The sequence below is a fragment of the Streptomyces capoamus genome (assembly GCF_014654935.1).
Taxonomy (GTDB): Bacteria; Actinomycetota; Actinomycetes; order Streptomycetales; family Streptomycetaceae; genus Streptomyces; species Streptomyces capoamus.
Genome location: NZ_BNBF01000008.1, coordinates 147,526 through 159,152 on the forward strand (window position 1 = coordinate 147,526; position 11,627 = coordinate 159,152).

General features: G+C 70.8%; 11 protein-coding genes and 2 pseudogenes. 6 read left to right on the forward strand and 7 right to left on the reverse strand.

The window, feature by feature from the left end; translation table 11 throughout:
* A partial coding sequence (locus IE312_RS40170) for a DUF317 domain-containing protein (protein ID WP_229899854.1) occupies positions 1–141 on the forward strand: 141 nt, incomplete at its 5' end.
* Positions 142–204: 63 nt separating this feature from the next.
* Positions 205–1,050 carry an SPDY domain-containing protein gene (locus tag IE312_RS15230; protein ID WP_189982058.1) on the forward strand — a complete coding sequence of 282 codons (846 nt, stop codon included), beginning with the start codon at positions 205–207 and terminating at the stop codon, positions 1,048–1,050.
* Between the two features lie 245 nt (positions 1,051–1,295).
* Here the strand turns inward: IE312_RS15230 and IE312_RS15235 are convergent, their stop codons facing one another.
* The 6 genes from IE312_RS15235 to IE312_RS15260 form a co-directional block, all read right to left on the reverse strand.
* Complete coding sequence (locus IE312_RS15235; protein WP_189982060.1) at positions 1,296–1,676, reverse strand: hypothetical protein; 381 nt, start codon at positions 1,674–1,676, stop codon at positions 1,296–1,298.
* A 108-nt stretch (positions 1,677–1,784) separates the two neighbouring features.
* Positions 1,785–3,515 carry a relaxase/mobilization nuclease domain-containing protein gene (locus tag IE312_RS15240; RefSeq protein WP_189982062.1) on the reverse strand — a complete coding sequence of 577 codons (1,731 nt, stop codon included), beginning with the start codon at positions 3,513–3,515 and terminating at the stop codon, positions 1,785–1,787.
* Positions 3,512–4,003 (reverse strand): plasmid mobilization protein, encoded by a 492-nt coding sequence (locus tag IE312_RS15245; protein WP_189982064.1) that lies wholly within the window; start codon positions 4,001–4,003, stop codon positions 3,512–3,514. The genes IE312_RS15240 and IE312_RS15245 overlap by 4 nt, the downstream gene beginning before the upstream one ends.
* A 183-nt stretch (positions 4,004–4,186) precedes the next feature.
* Positions 4,187–5,473, reverse strand: a complete 1,287-nt coding sequence (locus IE312_RS15250) for a hypothetical protein (RefSeq protein WP_229899789.1) — start codon at positions 5,471–5,473, stop codon at positions 4,187–4,189.
* A gap of 234 nt (positions 5,474–5,707) precedes the next feature.
* Positions 5,708–6,409, reverse strand: coding sequence for an ATP-binding protein (locus IE312_RS15255; RefSeq protein ID WP_189982276.1), 702 nt, complete (start codon positions 6,407–6,409; stop codon positions 5,708–5,710).
* A complete protein-coding gene (locus tag IE312_RS15260; RefSeq protein WP_189982068.1) occupies positions 6,406–7,338 on the reverse strand; it encodes a hypothetical protein in 933 nt (310 codons plus the stop codon). Before IE312_RS15260 ends, IE312_RS15255 begins: the two co-directional genes overlap by 4 nt.
* Before the next feature lie 509 nt (positions 7,339–7,847).
* On the opposite strand from IE312_RS15260, the pseudogene IE312_RS15265 reads away from it, so the two are divergent.
* The 4 genes and pseudogenes from IE312_RS15265 to IE312_RS15280 form a co-directional block, all read left to right on the forward strand.
* Positions 7,848–8,084, forward strand: a pseudogene (locus tag IE312_RS15265) (helix-turn-helix domain-containing protein); the annotation flags it as partial.
* A gap of 66 nt (positions 8,085–8,150) precedes the next feature.
* Positions 8,151–8,531, forward strand: a complete 381-nt coding sequence (locus IE312_RS15270) for a helix-turn-helix domain-containing protein (RefSeq protein WP_189982278.1) — start codon at positions 8,151–8,153, stop codon at positions 8,529–8,531.
* Positions 8,532–8,580: 49 nt separating this feature from the next.
* Positions 8,581–10,110 (forward strand): LacI family DNA-binding transcriptional regulator, encoded by a 1,530-nt coding sequence (locus IE312_RS15275; RefSeq protein ID WP_189982071.1) that lies wholly within the window; start codon positions 8,581–8,583, stop codon positions 10,108–10,110.
* Positions 10,111–10,265: 155 nt separating this feature from the next.
* Positions 10,266–11,108, forward strand: coding sequence for a PE-PGRS family protein (locus IE312_RS15280; protein ID WP_189982073.1), 843 nt, complete (start codon positions 10,266–10,268; stop codon positions 11,106–11,108).
* Here IE312_RS15280 and IE312_RS40175 read toward each other — a convergent pair.
* A pseudogene (locus IE312_RS40175) lies at positions 11,038–11,627 on the reverse strand (PE-PGRS family protein); the annotation flags it as partial. The gene IE312_RS15280 and the pseudogene IE312_RS40175 overlap by 71 nt on opposite strands.

Consider the following 11,627-nt stretch of genomic DNA (forward strand, 5'->3'; position numbering starts at 1 on the left):
ACCGACGGCGAGGGGTGGAAGATCGCCGTCACTGGTACGGCCAAGGTGCGCGGTTACCAGATGTCCTTCGACACTGAGACGCCGGCCGATGTCGTCGCTGCCGCAGTCGCTCGCGTGCTGGAGACCGCCCGACAGGTGTGACAACAGCAGCTCGAACTTTCTCGGTAGCGCTGACTTCGGCGGTAGCTCACCGTCTGCCTGACGGTGGCGACACAAAGACCCCAAGCCCTTGGAGGCCCCCTGCATCCCGATTTCCCGATCGATCCACCCGCTCCGGCCGTCGTCCCGTCCGCTTACTGGGTCGGTCCCCGGCACCTGGCCGGTGACGACGGACGCTTCTACGACGCTGTTGCCGACTCGCTCGCCGACCTGGGTTGGACGAGCCTGACACTCGTCCGTGGGCGCCAGGAGCCGGGCGAGGCGCCGGAGGACCGGCAGATACTGCGCAGCACTGTCCTGCACATCAGCCCCGACTCACTGCGGTGGGCGCAGTGGGTTCTGCCGGACGAGCCGTTCCACCTGGGGAACCTGCCGATCGCCTGGCAGGTGTCCGCCCGTACGGACCTGCGCAGCCCGCTCGCCCAGTGGTCGGCTTACTTCACCCCCGATGTCCCGGGGGAGACCCTCGCCTGCTTCCTGGCCGCGCTCGACTCCCGCGATCAGCCCGCCCTGCCGTGTGGTGGGCACGAGCTGGTCCTGGATGCGGTTACGGCGCACGGGTGGCTGCGCGACGTCGACCAGCCCGGCAGGGGCGCGGTGGATCCGACGTTCGCCTCCCACATCCGCCTCGGCGAGGTGCCGCCCCTCATCCAGGATGGCGATCCCCTGGCGCTGGTGGCTGAGGCGGACGAGGCGGCCCTGGCCGGGTGGCAGGCGTGGGCCGAGCCGGTGTTCGGCGCGGGCTACCTGTGGGCCGCGTCGTTCAGCAGCAGCGTGCCGCACGACCTCGTCGCCGCGTTCGCGAGCTCCCTCAGCTCCAGCGCACCGGTCCTGCGCCGGGTGCTGCCGGAGAGCACACGCGACCGGCTCCTGCGCGCTCCAGCCAGCTGAGGCCATCCAATGCATGGAAGCCGGGCCTCCCCTCGGGGAGGCCCGGCTTCGTGCTGCTGTGCCTTGGTCGGCGTCTGCGTGGCGTCACGGTCCGCGGTTACAGGGAGCGGTTCGTCGCTGTGCCCCGTTGTTCGTTGCGGCGGCGCGTTGGGCCGGCTACCGCCTGAACGCCCATGGCTCGGTGTGCCGGAGGCTGGCTCCGTCTTGGGAGCGGAGCACCGTCATGGTGGTCATGCGGGCCCCGGTTAGAAGGTGTACGGGGCGAAGGGACGGACTGGTTCGACGATGAGCCCGAGGAGGTGATCGAGCTCGGCTCGCTCGTCCTCGTTCATGAGCTCGACGGCGTTGCCCAGCTTCTTCTCGGCGAGCCGCTCCATGAACGGGGCCAGGAAGCGCTCCAGAGCATCCGGAGCTTCGTCCACCGTGCGCCGGTACTCCCGGTAGCGCTTGAACTGCTCCTTTATTTCTTCGAACTCGACGCGGGTGGCACTGAGGACCAGGTCCCGTTCCTCCTTGCTGAACGGGCGCCCGTCGAGGTGGTTCCACGTGTTGGTTTCACGCTTGCGCTTGATGTCCGCGTCGCAGAGCAGGACGACGATCTCGGGCCGGGCTTGGGTTGTGGGCATACGGGTGCTCCTCACAGGAGTGGGGTGGGTGGAGGCATCAATGATCCGGAGAATCGGCGGTTTGCCCAACCGCCGATCGTCGGCTATGTTCCGTCGGCTTTTCGCTGGTCAGCGCCGACGGGTGGGGTCGTTCAGGGCGCCCTGCTTCGGCAACGCGCGGGGCGCCGCCGACCCCTGGCGCCGACTGCCTCGCGGTGCGTCGTGGGAGTTTTCGGGCAGGGCGGGCAGGTGGGCACTACGCCGCAAGCGCCATACCAGGACGTCGCTGATGGAGGTGGCGGTGTCAAGCACCCGCCGTCCGGCGGCTTCGGTCAGCAGGGCGCCCGGGTCATGGCCGGCTCTGCGGGCGTCGTCGAGGGTGGCGGCCAGGGCGGGCCAGCCGGGCTCGGCCTGGATCTGTGCGGCCAGCTCCGGCAGCACCTGGTGGAGAAGGTCGGCTTGCCGCTGCCGAGCACGCGGGGCCAGGCGTTGGCCTCGCTGGCGGAGGACGGCCATGGGCTCACCTGCGGCGGCCTGGTAGGCGGCGCGTAGGTGCTCGGCTGCTTGCCGGGCTGCTGCGGCCTGCTGGGCGTGGTGCTTCTTGGCATGCCAGTTGGCCGCGGTGGTGGCGAGGAAGAAGGCCATGTCGATGAGCATGGCGGTGGTGGCGCCGTCTTCGCCGCGGCCCAGAGCGGGTCCGCTGTGGACGAGGTCACGGGCGGCCTGGCGCAGGGCCCGGTCGTGCCCGCGTACGGCCTTCACGTGGGAGCGGCTGGCCCGCTCGAATGCGAAGGCTGCCTCGCGCAGCTCAGCGCGGGTGTGGGCGGCGGCGGTCTTGGCCAGCGCGTCCAGGACCTCACCCGCAGCCGCAATCTGCGCCGCTGCCGCGCCGTCGTCACCGTGGTCGATGATCAGCAGCGCCTGCCAGGCGGCGGCGGTGGCCCGGCGCCGCGCGAACGCGGGACCTGTCACGTCCGGCAGGGCTGGCTGCTCCGGCCGCGTACCGTCCGCCGAAGCGGCCTCCGCGGAAAGCGTCCAGCGTTCGCGGATGCGGGGCAGGGACAGATCGGGTGCGAGCGTGGAGCCCGCGTAGAACACTGGCTCCCTCTCACCGTTGCGGTCATCGGGCAGGGCGACCTTGTAGCCGAGCAGGTCGCCGGAGGGCGCGACGCGCTTGCGGATCAGCAGACCGGCGGCGGCCAGCCGGTCGAAGAACTCCTCCTCGCTGCCAGCGCCGGCGACCGCGCGCCGTACGGTCTCCCGCAGCTCCTCGCGCGCCGGACGCTCCCTGCCCGCCCGTTCGGCCTTGTGCCGCTCGGCGCTGCTGGCCCGCTTGGCGGCGGTGCCGTCTCCGGGCGCGACCTGGTGCAGGCCGAGTTCCTTTTCGATCAGGCGGCACTCGGCCTGGGCGCGTTTGCCGGAGCGGTGGTGGTCGGGGCGGCGGCCGTCCTCGCGGATGAGGGTGGCGATGATGTGGATGTGGTCTTCGGCGTGCCGGACGGCCGCCCAGCGGCAGCCGGCGCCGTCGCCGGGGTCGATGCCGGCGGCGGCGACCATGCGGCGGGCGATGTCGCCCCACTGCTCGTCGGACAGGATCGGGTCGTCCGGGGCGGCGCGCACCGAGCAGTGCCAGACGTGCTTGTCGGGACGCAGGTCCACGTCGAGCAGCGACAGGGGCTGGTCGAGGAGGTGCTGGAGGTCCTTCTTCGTGACCGAGGGGTCGCGGCCGGGGTCGGGGGCCATGCCGTCGAAGGAAGCGACCAGGTGCGGGTCGATGTGCTCCTCGTGGGTGCCCTTGCCGTACAGGTAATGCAGGAGCCCGAGGGTGTTGCTGCCCTGCTGGTGAATCCGGGGGATCAAGCCGCCTCGCCCTCCTGCCCGTTGGCGACCCTGTCGGCTGCCCGCTGGACGGCCTGCGCGGCACGCTGCAGGTCGGCCAGGGCAGCAGCGAAGTGCGGTGCGTCGGCACCGGAGTTGAGGGCCTTGGCGATCTGGTTGACGTTGCCGCCTGCCCAGCCGAGCTGACGACGCACACCAAACAGGGCAGTCAAGATGTCCCGCTCGGTCGCGATGGCCGCTGCAGTGCGGGACTGGTCCCGGGCAGCAGCCAACGCGGAGTGGGCCAGGAACCCGGCCACGCTCATGCCGACGTGGTCGGCGCCGGCCTGGATGATGCCGAGTTCCTGGTCGTTGAGGCGGACGCTGTGAGCCGGGCGCTGCTTCTTGTCACGCGGACGCGACTTACCCTTCCTGGCCTTGCCCTTGCGGCTGACCTTGCCTGGCTGCGGTCCGCCCTCGGTCGCAGCCTTCCCGTCCGGCGCCCCCTGGCGCCGGACGGGCCCCGCCACCCCCGGGGCGGGGTCGGGTTCGGGCGCTCTCCCCGCGGGGGAGTGTCCGAACCTCCAACTTGCTCCGCCTGGGGCAGGATTGGACGGCAGGGATTCCTCGGCGGCCATGGGGTCTTCGTGGTGCGGGGTCTGCATGGGGCCTTTCGGGTCGGGGCGTGGTCGGGAATGCTGATGCGGCGGGGATCAGCGGGGTGGATGGCCGGCTGCGGCTTTGAGCTGGGCCTTGAACTCGCGGACGACTCGTCCGACGCCGTCGCTGGAGACGGTGTAGCCGGCGGCGCGCAGGGCGTCCTCGACCCGGTCGCGTCCGACGCTGCCGGTCTCCTGATGGATGCGGCGAGCGTGCTTGAGGATGACCTCGTCGGAGGCACGGGCTTTGCCGGCGTCGCGCTTCTTCCGGGCAGCCGGTTTCTGCTCGCGCCTGCCCGACACGCTGCCCGAGCTGTTGCCCGCGAGTGCAGGGCTGTCTTCGGTTTCTGCCCGTGCGGGCAGCCCGGGCCCCGGGCGGGCAGGCTGCGGGCGGGCAACCGGAGGCACCTCGTCGCCACCCGGATCTGACGGGTGCGGGCGGGCAGTTTCCTCTGCCCGCGGCAGTTGTGCCGTGCGGCCGGAGCCCGGGCTGCTGTGCCCGGACCCACGGGCAGGGTAAGAGACCGGGACCTCCCAGCGCGGCGGCAGCGTGATGGAAGCGAGGCCGAGGGCCTGCTTGCGGGTGGAGAGCTTGCGCAGCAGCAGCTCGTCCTGGAGCGGATCTCCGTCGACGTCGGCCCGCTCCAGGGCCTCGTGCAGGCGTTCCGCCAGGCGTCGTTGCCGCCGCTTGCCGCGCTGGCGGTCGGTCATCGACTCGGCGCGCAGGATGAGGGTGACGGCTTCGCTCAGCGCGCGCTCGCGGATGAGCCGGGCGGCGTCGGCGTCCTGGTCGGCGATGCCGAGTCGAGCCAGGAGGCGTTCGCGTGCCTGACGGACGAGGACGGCGGCCAGGCCGCGTGAGGTGGCGTCGGGGGCGCGGTGGCGCAGCTCGATGCCCATGGCCAGGTGCCACAGCATCGCGGCCATGACGGGGCCGACGAAGGCTCGCACGGTGCCGCCGACCAGCCCGGACTCGGCGTAGGCGGGCAGAACCTGGACGGCGGTGATGACCCAGGTGAGGGTGCCGGGCAGGCCGGGTGCCTGCTTCGGGCCGTTGAGGTTCTGCCGGGCCATCAGGGCGGTGGCGAACAGGGCCAGCTCGGCGGCGGCGAACATCGAGACGCGCTCGGCGGTACCGCCCATGTCGAGGTAGTCGGCGGCGAACCGCCAGCTGGTGTCCGCGCTGTATGCGGTGCAGCCGAGCGCGGCCACGGCCGCGACCGGCACTGCGACGGCTCCGTGCCGGCGCTTGGTGTGATGCGGTCGGCGGCGCTGCTGGCGGACAAGCCACCCGGCGAGCAGGCCAAGCAGCACGGGCGGGATGAGGAGCGCCACGGTCATCACCGGGGAGGTGGCCCAGTCAGGGAGGAGCGGCGTGCCGCTGATCCGCATGGCGAGGGGGACGGGACTGAGAGGAGGCAGGAGGGGGCTCCAAGGCCTGGAGGAATGAGGGCGAAGGGGGTGAATCGACGGAACGCTGAGCAACCGCCTACGCGAGTGGCTGGCGCGGGCGGGGCTGGTGTGAGCGCGGGTGATGCGGCGGGCCCGGCCAGGAGAGGGCGCTGAGGCGGTCAGTCAGACGGCGGGCGCTGTGCGGCGTCGTCGGTCGGGGCCGTCGAGGATGACGCGCTCCGTCATCTCGGCGAGGCGGGAGGCGACGCGGTCACCGAGGGAGACGCGCAGCTGCTCCATCGGAAGGTTGGTGGTGATGAGGGTTGGGAGCATGTGCTCGTACCGGTGGTTGATGAGCCGGTAGGTCAGCTCCTCGGTCCATTCGCTGGTCTTGGCCGCGCCGAGGTCGTCCAGGAACAGCAGCGGGCAGCGCGCCAGGGTCTGCAGGTCACGTTCAGCGTCGTGGCCGGCGCGGGGGCGCAGGCGCGCGTGGAAGTCGGCGGTGGTGGTCGCTTCCCAGCGCAGACGGACCCCTCGCGCGAGCAGGGTGCGGATGGCGCCGTACGCCTGGTACGTCTTGCCCGTGCCCGTGGGGCCGGCGATCAGCAGCGACGGGCCTTCGGCGATGCCCGGCCCGCCCGGGCCGGGGCGCCCGGCGCGGGCGATCTCGTGGGCCCAGGCGGTGACCTTCGGATGGCCGGCCAGGGCTCGGCGGTACCGGGCGGGGATCCTGGCGTCGGCGAGTTCCAGCGCGGTGACGGGCTCGGCCTGCCCGTCCTCGACGGCGGCGGTGGCGAGGTCGATGCCGCGACTGGCAAGGATGCCGTTGAGCCGGTCGGCGAGTGGGCCGACCCGGTGGGGCTCGCGGGTGAGGGTGGCGGTCAGAGGTCACCTCCGTAGGCGGCTTCGACATCGGCGGGGTTTGTCCACGCCCTGTGGACAACCGGCGCGGCGGAGGCCGCGTTCATGGCCTCGTGCACGAGGCTCGGCAGAGTGCTGGGATGCAGGCCCTTGGCACGGTGCCGTTCTAGGCCGGCCCGGATGTGGGCGGGGTCGATGCCCTCGCCGAGCAGCTTGCGCACTTCGCGAGCGAGATGGCCCAGGACGTCCTTGGGCGGACGGTGTGTGCAAGCGGCGGCGTACTCGGCGATGAGCTGGTTGGCCGAGACGGCGTGGGGTGCGGGGGCGCTCGCGCCCCCCGAAGGGGTATTTCCTAGATCCATGATCCTAGGTCCTAGATCCGGACCGTGAGGCGTCACCGCTCCCTCACTGAGCCCTCCCCGCTGTCTCACGGAGGGCTCACGGAGATCGCTCTGACCTGCTGTTTCATCATCGGTGACCGGATTCACCGCAGGCTCGCGTATTCGCCCGGAGTCCTCACGGAGGGCTCCGTGAGGTTGCGATGCGGGCTCCGTGATGCCGGCTCCCGCAGCCGGCGCGCCGACGCCGGGCGCGGTGCGAGTCTGCGTGTCGTGGTGCGGGCAGGCGGGAAGACGGCTCGCGCTGGGGCGGTTGATCTTCTGATGCTGCTGCCAGGTGACGATGTGCAGGTAGCGCTTGTCGCCCGGGCCCTTGTAGCGGCATATCAGCCCGGCGTCGGCGAGCTGGGCGAGGTCCTGCTCGACATCGCCAGGCGTGTGTTCCGGGCGCAGGACCCACAGCTGCCCGGCGATGATCGCGGCGTGGTCGCGGTGACGCCCCTGGTCGTCGGCCTGGGTGAGCAGGCCGAAGAAGGTGCGCTCGGCGGTCAGGGAGACGGCTGCCAGGGACTCGGAGACGAAGGCTTCCGGCTTGATGGTGCGGATTCGTGCCAAGAGGGGCGGTCCTCACTCGGTGGCCGGTGGGCTGGGTGCCCACGGTTCACCGTCGGTCGGGGGCGGAGACGGGCGTGAAGGGCGGGGATGTCCGGCCGTTGACGCGAACGCGTTGATGGCCGCTCGCGCTTTCCGGGCGTCGTCAACATAGCCACACCCACGGCGCGCAAGTCCAGCCCTATCCGGCGCAATCTCTCACGGCAGAAATGCTGCTGGAAATCGAGACGGAGAGGGCGGTGCGAAAACGGTAGGGCACGATCGGCGGTTGGCCAAATAGTTACCCCGCATCTCGAGCCAGAAGGATCACATCGGCAAGCCGTTGACGTCCTGCGAGCGACGAAGCTACAACACAACACCCCACGTCAGAGAGGCTCTCTGGTGTCGGGGCCCGTTCGGGGATCCGGCCTTGCGCAGCACCCCGACCGCCTCGCTCACCGATTGAGCGCGGCGCAACATAGCCGACGATCGCCGGTTAACCAAACCGGCGAATGCACGCTACAACTGGAGCCATGGCAGCACGATCTCTGGAAATAGGGCCCGCAGGAATGCTGGCGGCTCGCACCATCGAAATCCTCCGCACGGAACGCGGTCTTGGGCAGCGCCAACTCGCCGCGCGGTGTTCCGCATTGGGCCGTCCTATGTCCAACACGATGCTGTCCCGCATCGAACTCGCCAAGCGGCGATGCGATATTGACGACCTCGTCGCCATCGCCGAAGCCCTGCAGGTATCGCCCCTCGCCCTCCTCCAGGTCCGGGCGCCACCTGAGCCGCTCATGCATCCGTCCTCGCCCTCGCGACCAGGAGCCGCCCCCTTGCACCGACCCACGCCCGCGCCCATCCCCCACAGGCCGTCCGACGCCCCTCCACCCCGCCTCTACCGTCCCGAGGAGATCGCCGACACCCTCGGCTGCTCGGCCTGGTGGGTCAAGGACCGCGCGCGACGGCGTCTGATCCCGCACACCCGGGTCGGCCGGGCCTACCGCTTCACCGCCGAGCACCTCGCCGAGATCATCCGCCTCTACGAGGAGCGGCCGGCCCAGCCTGCGCAGATAGCCGCCCGGGCGACCGAGCCGCTCTCTGGGCCCGTTACGCAGACCGACTCCGCGCCACGTCGCCGCCCTGCCGTGGCGCAGGCGACTCGCCTGCGGGCCCGCCCGCCGCGTCGACAGCAGCAGTACAGCACTGTCGCGTGACCCGATCGCATCTGCCGTAGCCGAAGAAAGGAAGAGGGGGCAGCGGGACTTGGGTTTCGCGGAGAAGCGCGGAAACTACTGGCGCGGCAGGTACAAGGTCGCGCCCGGCAAGCACAACACGGTCGTCGACGAGAACGGCAAGGCGATCAGGTTCGCCACCAAGGGCGAGGCCCAACGGGCAGCGGCCGAGGCCGAGAACAAGTACCGTCGCGGCGACTGGCGCGACCCGGCGCTCGGCCAGGAGACCTTCGGCGAGTACGCGAACCGCTGGTATGAGGCCCAGGACCTGGCGGCCTCGACCATGCAGAACTACAAGCGCCACATCGAGGAGCACCTGCTCCCCGAGTTCGAGGACAAGGCGCTCGCCGGCATCCTGCGCACGGACGTCGAGCTGTGGGAGAAGAAGGAGAAGGCCCTCTACGCGGCCTCCAGCGTCAAGACCTGGCGCTCGACACTCCACCTGATCTTCGAGGACGCGATCGACGAGGGCCTGATCACGTCCAACCCGGCCGCTCGGCGGCGCGGACGGGGTAAGCGCGCCGGCCGCTCCCGAGACCGTGGTCCGGAGAAGGTGGTCACCGACGCGCTCGGCATCCTGCTGACCGCCGAGCGCGCCGCCCTGCTCTCCGGCCGCGACGACGAGTTCGTCGCCGTGGTCCTCAAGGGGTACACCGGCATGCGCTGGGGCGAGATCGTCGGCTTGGAGACCGCGTTCGTCCGCCCTGGAGCCGTCCGGGTCGAGTGGCAGCTGTACGAGCTCGACACGGGGGAGTTGGTGCGCTGCCCGCCGAAGGACGACAGCTACCGCACCATCGACTCGATGGACTGGCTGTCCGCGCTGGTCGCGAACCACATCGCCCGCACGAAGCCCAAGCCATGCCCCTGCCACGGCAAGACCTACGTCTTCCGAGGACAGGGCGCGGCCCGTACCGGGGGCCACCAGGGCGCGAAGCTCGTCGACGTCGCCCGTCGTGCCAGCGTCTCGACAGGCACGGTGTCCAACGTGCTCAACCACCCGGAACGGGTCACCGAGGCCACGCGAGAGAAGGTCGAGCAGGCCATCGCGGACCTCCGGTTCGTGTGGGGCGGCGTCGTGCCGGAGCATGCCGCCCACTGGCGCAGGAACGGTTTCGCCACCTGGCTGTTCACGCCGGCGGTCTCCGGCTGGTACCCGAAGAAGGCACCACAGGAGCCCCGGCCGGTGCCCCTGCTCGGCGAGCCTTGGCCCGGCGTCCCGGCCCGAGGGCGGGGTGCCAGCGATCGGGCCGACGCCTGCTGGCTCCCGATAGCCAAGGGACTCACGCCCCACGGCCTCCGCCACACCCACCGGACGATAATGGAGGACCTGGGAACCGAGAAGGTGCTCATGGACGAACGCATGGGCCACATCGACGGCTCGGTCTCGGCACGCTACGCCCACGTCACCCCAGGCATGCGTAAGCGCCTCATGCTGGGGCTGACCGAGCAGTGGGAGACAGCGCTCGACGCACGTTTGGCCATGAGTGCCACGTCACCAGTGCGCGTGCTGAGTGATCTCCTGCGGGCACGCGGAGTGTCACGGGTGCCCGTCAAGTCGTAGCAAGCAAAGTGCTGTGCCCTCCAGCGACCACTCCCGGAGGGCACAGCCATGTCCGTGACCTCCGCGAGGCCGCGTCAACTCCGCGCAGCCGTCTCACTCCAGCAGTTACGACGATTGCCCAGTCGCGGGGCCAACGGACCTGGCTCAATAGGTACATGGAGACTGGCGAGCACTGGGCATACCGCGCGAGGCCGAAGGAGCTGGGCAGCCCTGTCAGGCAGGTGGAGATCGTCCGGGGGGGCGGTCGTGGCAGGTCTGGCTGGGTCCATGTCCGGTTCCTGGAAGGGGATGACGCCGGCCTGCAGGAATGGGTCAGCCCCGGCTGCCTCGTAGCACCGTGGTCAGACGTCGACGCGTTCCGCGCGGATGACGAGGCAGAGCTCAGACTGACCGAAGCGTCACGCCACGTACGAGGCAGCACGGACTTCGAGGCCGCGCGCCTGATCCTCGGGTTCGTCAGGCCGAAGAACAGGCTGCGCCTCCGCCGAGGGGTGGCGGACGCGGGAGTTCTAAAACTGAGCCGACTCGACGAGACGGCGCCGCTCATCGGCATGGACGCCACCGCGCTCCGCAGTGACCCGATGGTGCACGAGGACCGCGCCGGCATGTGCCTGGCCGGCTGGCCGGTCACCGAACGCGTCGCCCGTCAGGTAGCGGGCCGCCTCGCCGATGAGATCCTCCCAGAGGTGGACCGCAAGCAGCAGGACATCGAGCAGGAGCGCGCACAGCCCTCCTGGTACTCGTACCGTCGTCGGGACGACCGCAAGTTGGATGCGGAGGCGGCCGTCCTGCGGACCGTCCGGGTGTGGTGCGGCGACGACAAGGCTGAGCGCTACGACGAGCTGGTCGCACTGCGCGAAGAGGTCATCCGGCTCGGCCAGCTGGTGGAGAAGGCGGTCAAGGCCCTACGCGACCGTGGGCACGGCGTCATCGCCTCCACCATTGAGCGCGACCTTGGCGTCCGTATCGCCAGCCTTGATCCTGACGTGCGTCGATAGAGCCGCGCCACGGCTCCGGGGTCGGCTTCGGCGGCTCGGGCCGTGCCGCAGGCTGCTCCCTCTCCGGCCGGTGCGGGTTCCAGCCGCCGAGAAAGGGCCGTAGCTGATCTCCCGTCGGCTCCGCGTGGAAGTCGAGAACGGCCAGGCCCCTGCCGTTCACGGTGGGGTCCAGCCGGTCGGCCTCCGCCTTCCCCCAAGCCGACCACTCTCGCAGCCGCTCGGCTTCGACGGCGTCGTCCGATGTGGCGGCGGCTTCGTCCAGAGCGACGCAGAACACCCGGATCTCTCCAGCCACCTTCCACTGCTCCAGGGCTGTGCCGAAGTGCTCCGCCCGTAGGGCGTGAACCGCCTTGATCGAGGCGGCACTGACGGCGGACTCCCACTCCCGCCTCTCGCGCTCCTCCCGCTCCGCCTCCAGACGCCGACGCTCCGCCTCCTGCCGCTCCCGCTCCTCTCGCAGGCGCCGCTGCTCCGCCTCCCGTTCCAGCCGAGCCCGCTCCTGCTCCTCCGCGCGCGCCT